3 protein-coding genes are annotated in these 21682 nt (G+C 50.1%); all 3 read right to left on the bottom strand.

The features are described 5' to 3' along the window. Positions 1 to 35: 35 nt before the first annotated feature. Genes ACZ5PW_RS03590 through ACZ5PW_RS03580 form a run of 3 tightly spaced genes read right to left on the bottom strand, consistent with a single transcriptional unit; the run spans position 36 to position 21222 of the window. Positions 36 to 18623 carry an Ig-like domain-containing protein gene (locus ACZ5PW_RS03590; protein ID WP_464558042.1) on the bottom strand — a complete coding sequence of 6196 codons (18588 nt, stop codon included), beginning with the start codon at positions 18621 to 18623 and terminating at the stop codon, positions 36 to 38. 2 nt (positions 18624 to 18625) lie between these two features. Continuing rightward, positions 18626 to 20125 carry a TolC family protein gene (locus ACZ5PW_RS03585; RefSeq protein WP_464558041.1) on the bottom strand — a complete coding sequence of 500 codons (1500 nt, stop codon included), beginning with the start codon at positions 20123 to 20125 and terminating at the stop codon, positions 18626 to 18628. Positions 20126 to 20184: 59 nt separating this feature from the next. Further along, on the bottom strand, positions 20185 to 21222 hold the full coding sequence (locus ACZ5PW_RS03580; RefSeq protein ID WP_464558040.1) for a hypothetical protein: 1038 nt from the start codon (positions 21220 to 21222) through the stop codon (positions 20185 to 20187). Positions 21223 to 21682 lie beyond the last annotated feature (460 nt).

The following is a 21682-nucleotide window of genomic DNA, read 5'->3' as shown; positions in this document are numbered from 1 at the left end:
TGAAAATTCTCCGTAAATTTATTCTTACTTTGCAACTAGGCAATATTAAAATCAATATGGTCGTGGTGAACTTCCGCTTCGACCACGGTATTGTCAACCGAAGTAGTATCCGCGGCCTCACCGCCGTTACCGTCTTCGGTTCCGTTGAAATCCTGCTCATTGTCTTCGTTTGAAACGAATATTTCATCTCCGTCATCCCCTGAACCGAGGGAATCAAGAGTGAACCTGATATTTTCGGTTGATCCGCTGTCACCGTCAATTTTGAGAGTGTACTCAACATCCTCAGTCAATGAGGAGAAATCAAGCCTCAGGTTGTCTGTGATTGCTTCATTGCTGAAGACAGACTGCTCGCCGTTATCAAAAATGCCGTTTCCATTGGCGTCAACGAAAAGGCTTGCTGTTACATTCTGTTCCGCGTTGCCTGATTCAGCTCCGAGATTGACAGTATAATCAAGATCGCTGGCGTCAAGATCAATAAACTGGGATTCAGATTCGTTACCCGCTTTATCGGTTACTTTCACCTCAAGGTAGTCGGCATCAGTATTGGCATCACTGGCAACCTCAAGGACCGAACCACCACTGATATTGCCCACATCGGTATGAAGCGGGTCAGAACCATCCTTATCGTGATAAATAAGATTCACTTCATAGTCGGATTCAGCATAGTCGGAGACATTGTAATTGCCCTCCAGCATGGAGAACTTCCCGTAATCCACCAGCTCAAAATCTGGTGTATCCAGCGTATTGTTATCCACGGTAAAATCTACCGAACTTGCATGTTTGTTGCCGGCAAGATCACTGGCCTCAATTTCTACGGTATAGTCACCGTCTGAAATGTTGGGATCCGAGAACGTGAGACTGTAGGTATCCGCTCCATCATTCTCCACTACCGATATTTCGCTGTCCTGATTGTTCACATCTGTTGAATCATAGGTCCAGCTTTCGCCTGTGGTCGTGTTGGTAACAGTAACCAGGTAGCTGACATCTGTTGCAAACTCTGACGACTCCTGATCTATTCCCAGTTCCGCGAGGGTTCCCTCGAAAACAAAGGTATTACCGCTGGTCAGAATTTCATCACCGGGTTCCTTGTTGAACCCAAGGTCCGAATCAGGATTGATATCTATGGAAGTCTCAGGGTTCACCGTATCGACAACCAGATTTACAGTAACGTTCTGGTCCTCATCATAGTTGCCCACATCATCATAGAACTTGAGCAGATAGGCATAACTGCCGTCATTGAGAGTGGTGTTGTTTTCCGAAAGACTGAAAGTAGCCTGCTGAGAGGCTGAATTCACATTCACCCGGTCAAGTTCATTACCGTTTATATCGCAGAGAATTACGAATGATGTCCCTATCTTGGTGGCCACAGTCAGGTCAGTGGTATTGTCATCCGTATAGAGCGTCACATCCTTGGTGGAATCATCAAAATCAGCACTGGCATCGGAAACACTGACCGAATTTGCGTACTCGGGAGCGGTAAGGTCGACCTCGATAGTATAATTCTGGTTCTGGACATTACCGGCCTCATCCACCGTAACCAGTCTGTAGGTGTGTGAGCCTTCTTCAAGTGAAGCAGTTCCGGACAGATCATCCGCGCTGCCGACAGTAAACACATCGTGTCCGGATGAGCCGAACACGCCGTTACCGACCAGAACATAATTTCCGTTCACATTATGATAAAGCATGTAGGTGGAACCTGAGTCACCAAACAGATCTATTGATGGCGTGGTATCACTGGTCCTGTTGTCATTATCACTGTACAGGCTTAAATCAGCCGCCCGTGTTGCCTGGGCATCAACCTCGAAGTGCAGGGTATTCTCGCCTTCCACAAGATTGTCAGAAGTTACGTTCCCGGCCTTATCACGAACTGTGATGGTAGCGATATATTTACCGTCAACCAGATTTTCGCCAAGTCCGCTTGCGGGGTCATAGGACCAGTTACCGTCACCATCTGCGGTAATCTCAATATTATGCAGAACAGTCGAACCGTCCCGGCTTATGGTGATCAACACCAGAGCCCCGGCCTCGGCTGTTCCGGTCAGGGTAAGGTCGGTTACATTGGTGATCTTGTCGGAATCCGAACTTTCGTATGAATTGTGCAGATCTGTTGTCTTGGCGATAACCGTTCCCGAAGGATTGTTTCCGATCCTTATATTACCGTCCGCATCATTGAGCTGTGAATCATCACCGGCCGCAATACCTATTGTGGTCGGGGTGTCCAGTTCGCTGTCCAGTACAAGATTGTTCGGAGCATCAACTGTTTTGGTGTTCCCGGCAATATCGGTAGTTTTCACCGATATGGAATATTCACCGTCCTCAAGCACGGACAAATCACTGGCAACATAATGATAATTATCATCCGCATCCTTTATAAGGTCATCTGCAGGAACGGTTACAGTCATTACTTTAGTCGGGTCAGTGACATCCGTTGCGGTAATGACAACTGTGCTTCCTTTCTCCACTATCCCGGTAAGGGTCGGATTTCTGGTGATCCAGTCAGTAAGTTCCGCATCGAGGGTTCCAGTGTCATTGGACAGCTCGATTGTAGGATCGGGAGTGTCGTTATCCACCACAAGAGTAAAAGTTTCGGAAGTCTTGTTGTTGGACAGAGACTTTACTTTATAATCGTAGCTGCCTTCCGCGGGAGTTCCGGCTATGTCAAATGACCAGACTCCGTTCTCCCCGGCGGTAACAGTACCGATCACCGTGTCTGAGGAGTTAATAATCTGGACCTGGCTGAAAGCCACTGCCGTTCCGGTCAGAGTTAGTTGGCCATCCGGCTGAAGATCTTCCGACAGACTGGTGATACCATCGGTATCTATATTGGTATCATCACTGCTTTTGAGGCCAACGGTTGGAGCGGCTCCGGTATCCTGATCAATGGTAAAGGCTATTGTTTCAGAAGTGCTTATGTTTCCGGCCTGATCCTCACTGACCACCTCGGCGGTATAGGTTCCGCCGGAAAGCCATTCGGCAATTCCGCCTCCGCCCACCTGATAGGACCATTCTCCCGAGGCAGCATCCACATCCACCTTGGTGGAAATCACCTCGATACCATCAGCATCCTTTACCTTGAGATAGGTCAGGACAGTTGACTCTGTATCCGCAACACCTTCAAAACGGGGTGTAAGGTCGGTAATGCCGTCAAGCTGATCTCCGGTGTAAGCCACCCCTAGGTCGGTGGTGATTTCGAGATCCGGTGTATCGGGCGGGGTGGTATCCAGCTTGATATCAATGGACTCGGTCTGAACGTTACCGGCTCTGTCCTCAGAAATGATGGTAATGCGGTAGTAACCGTCATCTGAACTGTCCGAACCGATCGTGGGTGAAACAGTCCAGTTGCCGTTCTGGTCAACCGCTACCACTGAGAGTGCGGCAAGCTGAGCGCTTGAAAGGGAACTGAGCTCAAAACTACTCAATTCGCCAGCACTGTCGGCCCTGCCGCTTACAAAAATACGTGTCTGGCTGCCCGGTTCCGCCTTACCGCTGAGAGTCGGGGTCGCGTCCTTGGTCAGAATCACTCCGGCTTCAGGGTTGAAATCTCCGGTATCCGAAGCGTCATCAATTGAAAGGGTGAGGGATTCATCCGCATATTCGGGGTCAATGGTTACACTCTGGGTATGAGTGCTGCTCATGCCGTTTCCGTCAATGCTTTCAAAGGTGTACTCGTAAGTTCCCCCCGCAAGCCCCATATCGGTGAACGTGTGGCTTGTAGCTGTCCCCACCTCTCCTTCTACGGTAGACTCCCAGACCTGAACACCATCACGCCAGATGACCAGTCTTGTGTTTTCCTCCACTGTCACCCTGAATTCAGGATCCACATCATTGGTAACGAAATCCTGGTCCGTATCAGCTCCGAAAAACAGGGCCTCACTGTCATTTACCAATTCGACTTCCGGTTCATCCGGAGCAAAGGACAGCTGGATATCCTGTGAGGAGGAATCCACGTTACCGGCTTTGTCGGTTACATCAATACGGAAGGTATAGTCCCCCCCGGTAACAACTCCGTCCGCATTATGAAAAGTGCTTTCCGGAACCGAAACGGACCACTTACCGGAACCGTCTGCAACAACGGTTTTGACAAGGGTTGATATTCCGTCACCGTTTTCCCTGTAAAGCTGAACAACCGCTCCGCTCTCGGTTTCCCCCTTAAGAGTCGGAGTGGGATCACTGGTGATATAGTCACCGATATTACCTGTATCTGAACCGTCAGTAGAATCAATTTCAATCGGCCCGGCTTCAACTCCGCTATCCACAATGAGGGTTTCAGTGAACTCGGACTCGTTTCCGGCCTGATCCACGGCAACCACACGCACGGTGTTGGTGGACTTCGTTTCAACATAGTCCGCAAGTCCGTTACCCACGGTCAAGTCGGAAAGGTCAAAAGTCCAGCTGCCGTCTGATTCGGCTACGGTGAGATAACTGCCGGAAGGATCGGTATCAGCATTGCTGATCAGTACACCGTTCACGTAGACGAAAATACGGTTTCCGGCCTCGGCACTGCCGGACAGGGAAAGACCGCGCTCGGCCGCACCGAGATTATTTTCGATTACGGTGAAGCTATCTCCGCTGCCTACAATCTTATTAACCTGACCGTTTCCGTCCGAAAGGACCTCTCCACTGATCAACCAGTCATTATCCGCACCGGAATCAACATTGTTGGAGACTTCCACGCTGAGCTCAGGCGGGGTGGTGTCAATTGTGATGCTCTCGGAATAGATTCGAGTACTTCCGTCAGCATTTTCGATCTTGTTACCTGCGGCATCCTCAAACTCAGCCGTAACTGTGTACTCGCCATCTCCGAGCGCATCGGGAACGGCCCAGCTTCCGTCCTCACCCTTGGCAACCAGCACGGAGTAAGTCTTGACGGGATCGGCACTGCCGTCATTATCGTCATAGACCTTGACCGTCATGGTCAGTTTTTCACCGGGATCATTCCAGGCGAAAACAGGGTTCTGGTTGGAAGTGTACCCATCTGAATCGGAAAATCCGGTATCATTGTCGGCGGATGAGTCGGAAAGTCTGAAATCAACATCCGCAACAGTGGTATCGATGGTGAAAGAGTAAGCACTGGAGCCGCTTGCGGGAAAAACAGCTTCATTCCCCGCGTAATCGGTCGCGGTTCCCTCAACAGTATATCTGCCGTCCGTCAGTTCGGGATTACCGTCATAGGCGTAGCTCCACTCACCGGTCGCCGCGTCAGCCACTATGCCGCTGATGCTTTTGACAAGCGCACCATCGGAATCGAGAATGCGCAAAGTAACGATTGAACCGGGTTCGGCCTTACCTTCTATGGTCGGAGTGGTAATATTGGTCAGGTTGTCAAAATTGGTTCCGAGGGAACCGGAGTCATTGGAGTCCGAAGCATTTTCCAGCCCCACTCCACTGACTGCTTCGGCTTTGGTATCAAGCACATAGGAAAAGCTTGCTTCACCGGACTCGTTTCCGGCCTGATCCACGGAAGTCACGGTTATGGTGTATTCCTCACCGTCCGCGTCAGTGCCCAGAACACTTACGGGATCAAAAGTATAAGACCCGCTGCCATCCACCTGCGGAGCCGGAGTTACCAGCTGTCCGTTAACCTTGATATTGAGATAGGTTCCTTCCTCAAGGTTGGAGATTGTCAGAGTGCGGTCCACATCGTTGGTATAAACAACATCTTCCCCATCCAGAGTTACCGCATGGTAATCGGTCCCTTCAACACCATCCATGGCAATGGACGGAGTGGAAGGAAGGGTACGGTCAACAGTCACAGACAGGGGATTGGAACTGTTGGAGATGTTCCCCGCAAGGTCTTCATAGCGGATGAAGAAATCATGTGTCCCTTCAGCTATGTACTGGGCGGAGCCGGAGTCCGCACTGGAAGTGATGGTCCATTCGGTATCACCTTCCCCGAGGACGGCGGTTCCAACCAGAATGTCCTGACTTCCGTCATTATAATAGAGTCTTACGGTGGAGCCTGCTTCAACACCGTCGCCGGTTACACTGCCCTTGAAGACAAGAGACTCGGCATTGGTAACGTTATCTCCGCTGGAAGTATGAAAGTCACCGTCTGCTGTTTCGTTTGCGTAAGCGGAATCGGAACCTGTTGCCAGATCAATTTCATCGTTGCCGGAAAGATCGTTGGTTGTACGGTCAATTGTGACTTCAACGGGTTTGTCATCCACGTTTGTGGTGGCGGTGTTTCCGGCAGTATCAGCGGTCTCCACATAAAAGGTGTAATCACCGTCTGTGGCGATATCAGCAGTCGGGCTGAAACTGGAGTCAGGATTAATTCCCTCGCCGCTGAAAGTACCATCGGAATTGAGAGTGTAGGTCCAGCTGTCGGAGGTGGCGGTAAAGCGGCCAACTTCCACAGGCGATCCCGCACCGTTCTTCATGTAGACGGTTACCATATCGCCGACATCGGAAGTACCGCTGAAACTCAGGCTGTCATCGGCAACAGAGTTGCCGGGATCCATATCCCCGTGGGTGACCCCGTCATCATTCACACGTCCGGTATCAGTCACCAGTTCAAAAGTGGGAGTGGAGATGGAGCGGTCAATGCTTACAGTGAGTGCATCATCGCCTTTCACCTCAGTGGTGTTGCCAGCATTATCCTGAATTGTCGCGGTGAAGGTATGATCACCCTCGCCAAGATCGGCATTCTTGACCGTATATTCCCATTTGTAGCCGCCGTTGACCGCATCTTCAGTGATTGTGATATCTCCGCTGAGTTCGGTTCCATTGTCGGAGACAACCACGGTGACATCTTCATCATCAATATGGCCGCTGATAACAATCTCTTCAGCATTGGTGATGTTGTCGACAGCGGAAATTCCGTTATCATCGCTATCCGCGAGATCAATTGGTCCGGTAACCGGAGGTTCGTCATCAAGAGTAATGGAGTATTCCGTGCTGACTACGTTTTCAGCCTTGTCCGTGGCTACAGCAATAAAACTCAGGTCATTGGTTTTGCCTTCGTAATCCACACCGTAAGCGGGATCGGAAACATCAAAAGTAACCTGCGGCCAGGAACCGTTGTTAATTTCGATGCCGCCCTGAACAAGTATGCCATAGAAAGTAACTCCGTTAACGGTTACTTCCTGCGCGCCGCTGGCAGAAGAATCAACCTTGAGATAGACATCAAGAGTTGAGTCGCTGTCTCCCGAAACATTAAGCTTGATCCCGGTTACTTTATCGTCACCGTTCTTAACCAGCCCGGTGAGCTGGTCATCGGTTGTTCCGGTCGGACCGCCCGCGGTATTGCTGGACTCGTCAAGCACAATTTCAGGAGCTTCGATAGTCCGGTCGGAATTGACGGTGTAAATATCTGAACGGACGCTTACGTTACCTGCCTTGTCCTCAACTTCCGCGTAAAAGACATAAGTATCGCCATCCGCAAGATTGCCGTAATCGTAGGACCAATTGTAACTGCCGTCAGCCCCGGCACTGATGGAAACATCGCCAAGGGCCACGTTGCTGTCGGAACTGTTGGCAATTTCAGTGTATGAACCGTCCGCATTCTGCTGGTATAGACGGACAACAACATCATCGCCGCTTTCCTTGATCTCACCGGTCAGAGTGGCTGACTCATTCTGAACCGTTGCAACCTTGCCGGAACCCTCCACCTTTTCCTCACCGATAAGACCATCCATGGTGATGGACGCGGCTACTGGAGCGGTCTGGTCTACGTGGACTGTGATATTTCCGGAAGAGGTGTTACCTGCTGCATCACTGATTTCAGCACGGAAAACCAGATCTTCGGTTCCGCTTTTACCTACAGCTGTGGTGTCGTAAGTGGTGGTCCATTTACCCGCCCCGTCAGCCTTAACTCGCTCAACAAAAACCTCGCTGCCGTCACCTCGGGTAACATAAACATCGACCCAGGCATTAGCCCCGGCCGCGCTTCCGTTAAGAACAACCTGCTTTCCACCGGAACCATTGTCTTCACCCTGAGTGTAATCATCAGCATTGTCGCCGATTGTCTCCCCGGCAGTGTCACTTGAATCGGCAAGATCAAACGCCGGAGTTGTTTCAGGTGCGGTGCGATCAATTACAACGTCTTCATAGGTATTGCTGTAGAGGGCCTCAACGTTTCCGGCCACATCAGTTGCTTCAGCCATGAAACGGTAAGTTCCGTCATCAGCAATGTGTTCATTGGCGACAGTAAAAGTCCATGTTCCGTCAACCAGAGTAGCCTGTCCAAGTGAAACCCGGCTGCCGTCAGTTGTGTCCACTTTAAAGATCTCTACAGAAGCGACATCATCAAGCTCAGTCGAATTGGCCATACCGACATTGAGTTTGATCGTTTCGGCATTGGTCTCTTTGTCCGCATCAGTTCCCCCGGCATCAGTATCAAAGCTGTCCGAACCGGCATCAAGACTTAACGAAGTCATGGGAGAATCGGTTTTGACCACAACATTCTCAAGCTTGGAGGTCGCATTAGGGTCAGATTCGTTACCCGCGATATCCACCGCAGTAACCCGGAAACTGTAAGTCCCGTCCGCAAGTCCGGTCGGAACAGTGTAGCCCCACGAACCGTCACCCACTACAGTGGTTGTGCCCAGTTCGTGTTCCATACCGTCTTCACCGGTATAGTATATGGTCAGAGTGCTGCCGGGATCACCTTCCTTACCCTGCAGAGTCGGTGTCTTGTCACTTGTGTAATAAATTCCGTCAGGAACATCACCTGTGGTGGTGTTTGACCCTGAAGAAAGTTCAACCGTAGGCAGGTCGGGAGCTACAAGGTCAACAGTCAGCCCCAGTATGTCGGAGGTTGAAGTTACCGTGTCGCTGAGCTTGGCCACGGCATAGACGTTATGGTCTCCGTGGGTGAGAGCATCTAGGCCGAGGGATGCGAAATCAACAGAGAACTCGCCGTTAATATCCACATCTACATCAGCGACAACCTTTACTCCGTCCACATAAATATCGACCGTGGCATCAGGATCGGCAGTTCCCTCAAATGCGGGCCGGCTCAACTTGGTTGTATCATCTCCCTTGACTCCGGTATCGGCCTCGTCTGTCAGCTCAAGGGTCGGCTTGGCGGTTTCCGGCGGAGTGAAATCAAGTTCAACGGTTGCAGAGCTTTCGGAAACGTTACCCGCGCGGTCAGTTACTTTGACGGTAAATTCGTATTTTCCGTCAACGACAGAACCGTCCTGGGTAGGAAAGTCGGTTATGGGTGAAGAGGTCCATTCACCGCTGTTTTCATCAGCGAGTATGGTTTCGATAAGAAGACCTTCCCAGTTGAAAATCTGGACAACCGCTCCGGCCTCAGTCTCTCCGGTAAGCACTGGATTGGTAACATCAGTCACCATATCACCTGTGGAACCGCTGTTGGTTTCGTCAGTGAGGTCGATTGTGCTTGGAACAACGTCCTTATCCACCACCAGCGACTCGTTGAAGGTGGAAGTGTTACCCGCCTGGTCGGAGATTTCCACCCTGATGGTGTTGGTGGACTTTCCGCCCTGATAAGCTTCCAGCAGACCACCGTTACCCTGACCGTCATCAACTGTCAGTCCCGAAAGGTTGTAGGTCCATGTGCCGTCAGCATTAACGGTAATGGAATCCGCTCCATCGGACTGCACCAGCTGATTGTTCACGTAGACTACAACGGAGCTTCCTGCTTCCGCCTTGCCTGTCAGTTCAAGGCCGCGGTTGGCATCAAAATTATGTTCACTTACCGAGGCAGTCTGGGTTGAATCGTTGATAGTAAGATCGTTGGCATCTCCGGTCTGATTCTCAAGAACCTGACTGCTGACCATCCAGTCCCCGGCCTCACCGGTATCCGAATCGGCACTCAGTCTCGGATCTTCGTAATCATCAGCTTCAGAGGGGCTGCTGGTATCAACGGTTACATTAACACTGTCCAGAGACACAGTGTTTCCGGCCGCATCTTCAAAAGATGCGCTTACTGTGTAGTTTCCGTCTGCCAGTTCCTCGGGCAGAGGCCAGTTTCCGTAGTGGGAGTCAGCCCCGTTCACGGTAAATACTTTTGAGTAGGCATCACCGGCAGTGGTGGTTCCGGTAATGGTTATTGTGGCCGTGGGCTGCTTGTCCGCAGGTTCATCACCTACTGTCCACTCGAAAACAGGACTCGTATCGGAAGTGAAATTTGCACTGGAAGTGCCGTCAGTACCTTCGAGTTTGAAATCGGAAACATTGACCTCGGTATCAACGGTGAAAGAATACGCATCGTTTTCCGGAGTGGTATTTCCGGCATAGTCGGTTGCGGTAACCTTGACCGTGTAAGTTCCGTCAGCGAGCTCTGCTTCACCGTCCGGGATGGCGTAGTTCCAGCTGCCGTCGGCATCGGCGCTGATATTGTTGACCGTCCTAACCACAGTGCCGTCAGCGGCAACAATATTGAGGGTCACCGTAGATCCGGCCTCGGCAGTACCTCCAATATTCGGGCGGGTGTCATTGGTGTAATCATCAGAATCGGTTCCGAGATTTCCAACATCATCGGAGTCGGAAGCGGTATCGATACCGGAAACAGTCACGGCTTCGGCAGCGGTATCAAGAGTGAACTCAACTTCATCACTGGAGGTGGAGACATTACCCGCTTCATCAACAGCCCGGACAGATACGGTGTAATCACCGTCAGCACCGAAAGTATGGCTGAAGACGTAATTCCCGGCTGCTATATCGGCTTCGCTGACCTCATGGGTAGCCACCACGGTTCCGCCCACACTGAAAACCAGAGTGGTTCCGGCTTCAAGATTGTCCACCTTGAAATCCGTGGCCTGAGTGTTGGTGTAAATGTCGTTGCCGGATTCTCCGCCGAGTGTATAATCCGCGCCTTCGCTGCCGCTCATCTCGATGTTCGGGGTGACAGGAGCGGTAGTATCAACAGTTACCGCCTGAACAGCCGAAGGCTCGGAAACGTTTCCGGCCCTGTCGGTGTAGGTTATGAAAAAGTCATAATCACCCTCGGGCAGGCCGTTGGCTGAGATTGTCCAGTCAGTAGTGCTGTTGGCTCCTGCTCCGAGTGTGTACGAACCGACACTGGTTGCACTGTCCGGGTCAGCAGCCTGCCCCGAAGCAACATAATAGAGTGTTACAGTGGAGCCTGCTTCCACTCCTGTGGATTCGTTCCCCCCCACAGAACCGGTAAATTCCAGAGTGGACGAGCTGGTGTTGTTCTCATCACCGATGGTCTGCGGATTTCCGTCACTGTCCGTGTAGGAGAACTCGGTATCGGTGGCATCGGTCAGGTCCGGTGCGGTGTTGACCTCGTTGGTGGTACGGTCCAGCTCAAGCTCGGACCGCTTGCCGTCAGCATCGGTTGTAGCCGTGTTTCCGGCAGCATCTTCGGTTTCCACATAAAAAGTATAATCGCCGTCAGCCGCAATGCTGGTATTATCAAAGTCCGCACTGGTGGTGCTGTCGGTTATTCCAGTACCGGAAACTGTTCCGTCCGGGCTGATGGTGTAGGTCCAGTTATCGGAGGTGGCCTTGAAACTGCCCACCTCAATTTTAGTGCCATCGGGCCCGGTCATGAATACGGTGACGGTATCACCGGAATCGGAAGTTCCGTTGAATGTAAGACTGCCGTCAGTTACGGCATTGCCGGAATCCGCATCCCCGCTGGTTATTCCGTCAGAATCGGAAACACCTGTATCAGTAGCCAGCTCGAAAGTCGGATCGCTGATCTGGCGGTCTATGCTGATATCGTAAGCGGACAGCTCGGTCTGGTTTCCGGCATTATCTTCAATTACAGCGGTAAAAGAATGGTCACCTTCTGAAATATAGGTGGAAGAATCCGCATCATCACCAACGGTATAAGACCAGCTGTAGTTGCCGTTTCCGTCATCCACAACAGTTGCTTCACCCACTGGATTGCCATTGTCGTAAATGGTGACCTTTACATCGGCCGCGCCTTCATCGAGCTGTCCGGTAAGGGTGATCTCTCCGGCGTTGGTTTCGCTGTCAGTATCTGAGATTCCCAATCCGGCAGCATCAACCAGAGTTATACCACCGCCCACAGGATCGGCGTCATCAAGAGTGATTTTGTAACCTTCATCAGCACTGAGGTTGGTGGTGGCGTTACCAGCCTTGTCAGTGGAGACAACTACAAATTCCAGTTCATTGACATTGCCTTCATAGTCAATGCCGTATCTGGCGTCTGCCACATTGAAATCCACTTGGGGCCATGAACCGTCATACTCGACGTTTTCAATAAGGATTCCCTTGAATGTAACTCCGTTAACGGTTACTTCCTGCCCGCTGTCACTGCGCAGGTAAACACTGAGGGTGCTGTCCTGATCGCCGGAGACATTCAGTTTCATCTCTGTGATGTCACTGCCGCTGGCCTTTTTCACCAGCCCGGTCAATGAATCATCATCCGTGCCGCTCGGCCCGCCTTCGGTATTACTTCCGGAGTCAAGAACTACGGTAGGAACTTCTGGAGCATCACGGTCAACAGTCAGATCAAAACTATCTGAATCAGAGCTTACTTCCTGTCCGTCAATTGTCTGTTTCGCCTTGGCGTAAACTGAATGCGTTCCATCAATTACACCACTTACTGTTGAAGTGAAATTTCCATGCCCGTCAGCAGTTACGGTGTCTTTAAGTTCACCGCCGACATAAATTTCAACGGTCGCACCGGGATCGGCGGAACCTTCGAAAGTAAGGTCCTGCGCGTTGGTTATGTTATCTCCCAGTTCACCGGAATCAGATATATTGCTGAGTTCAATTTCCGGCTTGATTATTTCCGGCGGTGTGTAATCGATAGTGATGGTCTCGGTAGTGGAGTCCACATTACCGGCCGCGTCCGTCACTTCGATTGTGAAATTGTAGTCGCCTTCCAGAGGCTTGTCCCCGTCGTTGGGAAAAACATCCTCTGCAACCTGATAGGACCAGCTTCCGTCAGCACCTGCTTCAAAGGTTTCAACAAGGGTTCTGCTTCCATCTGCATTTTCAAGATAAAGCTGGACCACTGCCCCGGCTTCAGTCTCTCCGACAAGTTCCGGGGACTGCACACTGGTGATCAGGTCCTGCTTGGAACCGGTATTGGAATCATCATCCAGACGGATATCGCCGGCATCAACATTTTCATCCAGCTTAAGAACCTTCTCATAAGAAGATTCATTCCCGGCCGGATCAGTGACCACAACCTTGACGGTATTGACAGAAAGGCCGTTTACGTAGCTCTCAAAACCGCCATTATCCACAGTGAGGGCTGAAAGATCAAAAGTCCAGGTTCCATTGGAGTTGCCGACTGTAAGATAATCTTCGGTTCCCACCTCTACAGGCTGGCCGTTCACATAAACAGTAACCCTGCTGCCCTGCTCGGATGTCCCGGTCAGTTTCAGGCCCTGTTCATCAGCATCGAGGGTGTGTCCGGTTACAACAGTGTCTCCTGTTCCGCCATCAACCGACAGGGTATTGAAAACACCGCTTCCGTCAGTGAGCACGTCACTTGAAACCAGCCAGTCACCGTCCCTGCCGGAGTCAACACTGTCGTCTACAGCTACGTCTGTCAGAGCGGGATCACTGGTGTCCACAGTCACCGGAATGGAGTAAATCTTTTCCAGTCCGTTCTCCGTAACCGTGTTTCCGGCCTTATCCATGAAAGTCGCTTCTACGGTATAGGCCCCGTCAGCAAGGGAGTCGGACATGGTCCAGTTTCCGGAAGAACCGCCGGAAACATTGACAGTATACGGACCTACCCCGGCAACGGGATCACCGTTTTCATCATTGACGGTAATGGTCAGGGTCAGGTCTTCACCGGGATCGTCCCAACTGAACACGGGACGCTGGGTGGAAGTGTAGCCGTCACTGTCTGAAAATCCCGTATCATTACCGGCTTCAGCGGAAAGCCTGAACTCCACTTCAGTGACAGTACTGTCCACAGTGAAACTGTAGCTGCTGTCAAGCGGAGTGGTGTTTCCGGCATCGTCTGTAGCAGTAGCCTGAACTGTATAGGTATCATCAGGCAGCCCGCTTTCATTAACAGGAACGGTATAGCTCCATTTTCCGCTGGAATCGACAGCAATGTCGTTCACGGTTTTGACCACGATACCACCATCATTAACGATACTGAGCGTAACGGTAGCCCCGGCTTCGGCAGTACCTTCAATGGTCGGACGGTTTTCGCTGGTGTAATCATCCGTACCAGTACCTAGGTTTCCGGTATCATCGGTATCGGAAGCGTCATTCAGGCCGGATACATTTACGGTTCCCGGATCGGTATCAAGGGTAAATTCAACCTCATCGCTGGAGGCGGAGGCATTGCCCGCTTCATCAGCTGCCTGAACAGATACGGTGTAATCTCCGTCAGCACCGAAATTATGGCTGAAAGTATATTCCCCGGCTGTGATATCAGCCTCGGTCACTTCATGTGTAGCCACAACAGTTCCGTCCACGGTGAATACCAGAGTGGTTCCGGCTTCAAGATTGTCCACCTTGAAATCTGTTGTCTGGGTATTGGTAAAAATCCTGTTGCCGGAATCTCCGCCGAGTGTATATTCTGCGCCCTGACTGCCGCTTATTTCAATATCCGGGGTGATGGGAACGGTTTGATCAACACTTACAGCCTGCACAGTTGAAGGATCGGAAACATTCCCGGCTTTATCGGTGTAGGTTATGAAAAAGTCATAATCACCCTCGGGCAGGCCATTGGCTGAAATTGTCCAGTCAGTGGTGCTGTTGGCTCCTGCTCCGAGTGTGTATGAACCGACACTGGTTGCATTGGCCGGGTCAGCAGCCTGACCGGAAGCAACATAATAAAGGGTGACAGTGGAACCTGCTTCCACGCCCGTTGCTGCATCAGCCCCCACAGAACCGGTAAATTCCAGAGTGGACGAACTGGTGGTGTTCTCCTCACCGATGGTCTGCGCATTTCCGTCACTGTCCGTGTAGGAGAACTCGGTATCGGTGGCATCGGTCAGGTCGGGCGCGGTGCTGATCTCATTGGTGGTGCGGTCCAGCTCAAGCTCAATCCGTTTGCCGTCAGCATCAGTAGACTTGCTGTTTCCTGCGAGGTCTACAGTCTCCACATAAAAAGTATAATCGCCGTCAGCGGAAATGTCCGCAGTCGGAGTGAAGTTATTGTCAACGGTTATATTCGTTCCGGTAAAACTGCCGTCTTTGTTGAGGGTATAAGTCCAGTCATCGGAGTCTGCCTTGAAGCGTCCCACCGCAACAGGAGCACCGCTTCCCTGCTTCATATAAACAGTGACAAAGTCTCCCTCATCGGATGAACCGCTGAAAGTCAGACTGCCGTCTTCAACACTGTTGTCCGAATCAAGATCGCCACTGGTCAGGAAGTCGTGAGCATCAGCTCCTGTGTCAGTTTCAAGCTCGAATGCAGGATCGCTTATCTGGCGGTCTATGGTGATATCGTAAGCGGGAAGTTCGGTCTGGTTTCCGGCATTATCTTCAATTACAGCGGTAAAAGAATGGTCCCCCTCTGAAATATAAGTGACAAAATCAGCATCATCACCAATGGTATAAGACCAGCTGTAATTTCCACTGCCGTCATCTTTTACCTCAGCGGTCCCGAGTTTGACCCCGTTATCGTAAATGGTAACGGTTACGGCATCGGGACCTTCATTGAGCTGTCCGGCAAGGGTGATCTCTCCGGCGTTGGTCTCCCTGTCAGTATCGGAAATACCGAGGTTTGCCGCGTCAATCAGAGTTATTCCACCCCCGACAGGGTCAGCGTCATCAAGGATAATCCTGTAACCGTCACCGGATGCGTCAAGGTTGGTGCTTACGTTACCGGCTTTATCAGTGGAAGTGACAATGAATTCGAGATTATTAACCTCGCCCATTTCCACACCATAGGCGGCCTTGGTGGCATCAAATCCCACCTTGGGCCATGAGCCGTCCACTTCTTCAATTCCGCCCTGAATGAGTATTCCGTACACACCGGCAGAAATTTCAACGGCGTTTGCCGTTCCTTGAGGAACTTTGAGATAAACTGCGAGCGTTGTTTCTTCGTCCTGACTTCCGGTTATCTCGAGATCAAGAGTTGTGCGCTCTGAGCCATCCCCGTATTTGAGGAACCCGGTGACATTGTCACTGTTGGTTCCTCCCGGACCGCCGTATGTGTTGCTCGCGGATGCCAGCTTCACAGTCGGAGTATCGGAAATACTCTGATCAGCCTCGATTGTAAAAATATCTGACGCAGAGCTTACATTACCGGCCTTATCCTCAACCTCTGCGTAATACTTGTATGTCTCACCGTCAGTGAGTTCTACAGAGTCCCAGGTCCAGTAATATTTGCCGTCTGCATCCTCGGAGATTGTAACATCTCCCAAATCTCCGTTATCGGAAGCGCTGTTTGCGACCTCGACCCCATTCTCATCGTAAATCCGGACAGCTACATCATCTCCGCTTTCCTTAAGCAGTCCCTTCAAGGTTACAGAAGCATCTTTCACATAGGCAATCTGCAATCCGTCTTTGGTCGTAAGATACTCACTTTCAAGGCCGTCCACGGAAATGGAAGTTTGGTCAGGAGCGTCACGGTCAACCGTAACCGAAAGAGTGTTGGAGGTGATATTTCCCACCTCATCCATTATTTCAGCACGGAATTCAACAACTTCAGCACCGTTCAAGCCCAGATTTTCTGCGGAATAGCTGAAAGCAAGGGTCCCGGTTGAGTCTGCTTTATCTTCAGTCACCAACTCTTCAGTTCCATCAGCACGGACTGCCCATATTTTTACCCATGCTTCGGACCCGGCATCGGTAACCTGAAGATTAAGAACCCTGTTGCCCGCAAGGTCATCTTCACCGCTGGTATAGTCATCAGTATTATCACCGATAAGCTCCCCGGAAGAATCACTGTCGTCAACAAGGTCGACCACCAGATTATCTTCCGGGCCAGTACGGTCGATTTCAACACTGATTATGTTGTCACTTATTTCTTTGGTTTCCTCATTGCCCGCCACGTCCACGGCGATCGCTTTAAAATCATACTTGCCTTCGTCACTGATCTCTTCAGCAGCGACCTCGAAAGTCCAGATTCCGTCACCGTCAGCATCTGTGGCATTGCCGATGTGTTTATATTCAGCTTCACCTTCGGCTTTTTTATAGATCTTTACTGTTGAAATTTCGTCACTGCTTGTTCCATCTTCCATGGATACATTGAGTGTGATTGTCTCTTTATTCGTTTTCAGATCGGTTTGAGACCCGGGTTCATGATCGTTGTAAGAATCAGAAGCGGAATCAAGCTCAAGAGACGTCTGGGGGCCTTCGGTTTTTACAACTATATTTTCGAGGGCTACAGTAGAATCAGACTTGTTACCCGCAACATCCTCAGCAGCGACTTTGAAAGTGTACTTACCGTCAGCCAGTTCTTCCGGAATGACAAAATCCCAGGAGCCGTTGGTATACACATTCGTGGTGCCGAGAATATAATTACCGTCTTCATCCACAAGAGGGTTGCCTTCTTCATCCTTGACCACAACCGCATTGCCGTTTTCATCTTCAGCATAGATGGTCAGGGTTCCTCTGGCATCACCTTTACCGCTTAAAACCGGAGTGTTGTCATTGGTATAGACGTTTCCATCGTCAACACCTTCGGCAGTGGTATCTGAAGAATCGGCCAGATTAACAGTGGTAGACTCCGGGCCTACAAGGTCAACGGTCAGATCAAGTGTCTTCGAATTCGTGGAAGTTACGGCCTCACCGGTATCGGCATTTGTCATGGTGGAAACCGCATAGACCTCATAATCAGAATGACTGAAAGCATAGTCATCAAGATTAAGGGTAAATACTCCAAGTTCAGAATCCCCGGCAGACTGGGCAATGACAGAGCCTAATGAAAAATCTTTGCTAGGGTCCTTGGTTCCGTCATCACTGGACACAACATAAAGGGTTACAAGAGCCCCGACATCAGCAGTACCGGTAAAGGAGGGGCTTTCAAGATTTGTGGTATTGTCGTCTTCCACCCCCGTGTCGGAATCTTCGGTAAGTTTTACAGTCGGAGTGGTTACAGTCCCGTCCCCGTGAATCTGTCCGGGAATCAGCTCTTTTTCATCTTCTGTTTCATCATCATTTTCATCAGGATCATCTTTCTCAGGCTGTCTGTTCTCGGGAAAATAGTCAGGATCATCGGCTTCCGTTTCAGTATCCGAATCAGAAGACGATGACTTCTGGTTGGCAGACTCAGGAATAACTTCACTGGACAGACTGTCATTACGGGCCAGACTGCTGATCTCATCAATCATATCGGCCTGACTGTTGATTACACTGTCAGTAACACTTGAGACGACACTAGCCTGACCGGAAGCAGGGTTCTCATTACCCGGAGAAGGAAGGTCAACATTAAGGTTCTGTTCATCCGAGTTCCCTTCTCGCTGGCTTACTTCAGAAATGGATTCATCCTTGGTATCGATGACAACTTCCCATTCGGGAGCTTCATCATCCATCTTGTCCATATCCACCATTTCGGAACGGCTGAAAATATCATTGGACGCAAGAGACTGGCCATCATCAAACTCCATGTTGACCTGGCCTTCAAGACTCATGATGTTACCCACGAACAGAAACACCTGTTCCTCACCGGTGTTTTTGTCCACCAGCACAAGGTCTGCCCCCTTCAAGACGTAATCATAATCATCAGGAGAACCCTGAACTTTGAAAACCGTAGACGGGGGAACTTTATGCGCAATTTTATTTTCAGCCATAACTAATCTCCTATAGCGGAGTAGAGAGTGTCTTCAGAGGAATCAAAAGGATCGTTTCCAAGAGGCTGACCAAGCACTTCCGCAAGGCGCCCCTGTTCTAGATAAATATTGAGAGCTGCCCGGACTCTTGCATACCGAGCGTTCACTTCACGTACAGCGGCACTGGTCTGCCCTTCCCTTGCGGTAATAAGGTCCAGCAGGGTCCGGATACCGAGATCAAACTCACTGAGATAAAGACTCATCAGGTACACACTGGAGTCGTAAGCCTTTTTGGCCAACTCGAACTCTTTCTCGGATGATTTGTAAGAGCTGAAGGCATCTGAAAGAATATTCTGCACTTCAAGTTCGGTGGCTTCCTTGGTTGCGATCAGTCTTTTGAGAACCGCCTGTTCTTTTTTAACGCCATTATCGGTGGCAAAACCATTGAACAGATTCCAGTTCACTGTCAGCTGCCCATCCAGAGTGTTCTCATAGCCGTCCACTTTCTGAAACTCGCTCTTGGCCTCAACCCGGTAGCCGAAGGAAGGATAGTAATCCGCCTCCATTGTAGAGACAGCTTTTTTCTGGGAAAGGATTTCGGCATCGTAAGCCTTCAGGTTAACGTTATTTTTTTTAGCCAACTCAAAGGCCTGCTCAAGTGTCTGGTCCACATCCATTTTGAGCACCTGCACATCCATTTCCACTTCATAAACCGGGCGCTTGATAATATTTTCCAGCAGCAGCTTTGCCGTTTTGAGCTGCTGGTTCTGAACCGTAACCTGTGATTCGGTTGAACTGAGGGAAACCTCAACCTTCTGGGCATCCGCCTTGGATGATATTCCTGCGTTGTACCTTTCCCAGAAGGTGTTCAGGAGTTTCTCGTAAAATTCGAGGGAATTTTTATAGACCTCAAGAGTCTCCTGAGCCTGCATGACTGAAAGATAGGCATTGATTGCAAGGGCCGCGATATCTTCATGGGTCCTCGCAAGGCGGTATTTGGCCCCTTCAGCCTTGAAACGGGCACTCTCCACACTGTCTTCAAGCCCACCGAAATTATAGATGGTATGGGTCATGGCAACTGAAGACTGTCCGTAACTGGTTGTATGGGTATCCAGATTGTGAGAAGGACCGGCCTGACCGGTCAGGTCAATACGCGGGTAATAAACCCGTCGGGCAACACCGTAGTCAGCTTCTTTCTCCATCTTGGAATAACGGGAAGAAGCAACCAGCGGGTGATTGTCCACGGCAAGCTTACAGGCATTAAGGAGGGTAAGCACTGACTTATCGGATGAACCTGTTTCATTTTTCTGCAGGGAAGTCCCATTCCCGCCCGGATTATCAAGCTTGATAACTCCGGATTTGAAACTGTCGATATTTTCAGCACTGGTATATTCGCTGTTCTTCGCGCCGATAGCAGACAGGCTTTCCGCCTTCAGGGACTCAGTAGCATTTGCAGCAAAAGCAAAAGAACAATGGAGTGTTATGCAAATGCATACACTCCATATCAAAGATATATTTTTCAAAAAATGCCTCAACATAATTACAACTCACAATTACAGGCTAAGACGAGACTAACAGTAAACTATTTGCTTCCGGAACCATTCATGGCTTCAATGTTTCTCTCCAGTGCAGTGACCATCTGTCGCGACTCTTTGATAAGCCTTCCAGTCAGCTCGTTACCCAGGCCGATCTCCTTGGTGGTCTCAATGGCCTGATCCTGAACAGTGTGGATGGCTTCAGCCGACTTCTGTTGCAGGAGAGTCAGTTTCAACAAAAATTTATTCGTATTCTCAAGGGCTTCCACCATAGTGTCATTGTTCCGCTGCAACTGAGCGGAGATAGCCGCAAGCTGTCCTGAAAAGTCGGCATCGGCAGGAAAACCTGCAGCACCATGAACGGTTCCGTTCTGGGAGGAGAACTCAGTCTTTTCATTGAGCCAGTCCTCAAGCTTATGCTTGAGCTGGTCATGCATACGGCTCAGAAGAATGGCCAGCACGCCCACAACCGCACTTCCAGTCAGTCCGAACAATGAAGTCGAAAAAGCAGTACCCATTCCGGCCATGGGCTCCTTGAGTTCTACAATAAGCTGAATCATGACCTGCATGATTGAAGTGTCACTGGCATCGGTCAGACCTCCCGCCAGAGTGCTCAGAATTTCTCCCATGGACTGCAGGGTAATGGTCAGCCCGAGGAAAGTACCCATAAGCCCGAGCAGGACAAGAAACCCACCGAGAAAAGAAACAAGTGAAGAGCGGGAGGAGATACTCTGCTCCAGACCTTCAATAATGGAACGGCTGTCACTGGAGGAACCTACCACCAGAACCCCGCACTCCTTGATGGAACATCCTATAGGGCCGAGAGCGGTTCCAAGAATTCCGCCTTTGATGTCATCAATATCAAAAGTGCTCTCTTCAGGTGAATCGCACCACTTCGAAAACTCATCAAAATTTTCTATATCGCTGCGAACTTTGAAAATATAACGAAAGACAGTCGCGACACTAAAGAAAAAAACCGCGATGATAACCGAGTTTATGACCACAGATGTAGAAAACAGCGACTTAAGGAAAGCGAAACTGAAAACCGCACTCCCGATCAGCGTCAGCATCAGCGCTATGGACATATACAAGTAAAGCTTGAATTTATTGAAACCTGTAAACATAATATATTATACGCTCTATGTCGAGTTACTCTTTGACTAAAAACGCCTGATGGCGCAATTCAGTCCCTGCAATTAACGTAACGAACCATAACATCAGGACAAACAACCTGAAAACGGGCGTTCACAACAACAGCCTCGAAGAGAAATACATCGACTCGGTTTGAAGTTGTATTATAATATTCCCGTAACAACCGGAAACATATATGTAATTTTGAATTAAAATCTCCACCCCTGTACACAAAAATTATTTCTGCCCTAACACACATATTTATGCAAGAAAAAAGACCCCCGGAAAGATTACTAAGCTGTAATTTAACTTACTTGTCTCAAACTACTGATCGAACAATCAACCCAAATTATCAAAACCTCAACGGTCCTTGCCATATTTCAGCAATCAAGCAAATCAACACTTAGTTAAGAA

It is taken from the genome of Maridesulfovibrio salinus (assembly GCF_055394525.1).
The sequence above is the reverse complement of the archived record's forward strand: the minus strand, read 5'-3'. Positions and strand labels throughout refer to the sequence as shown.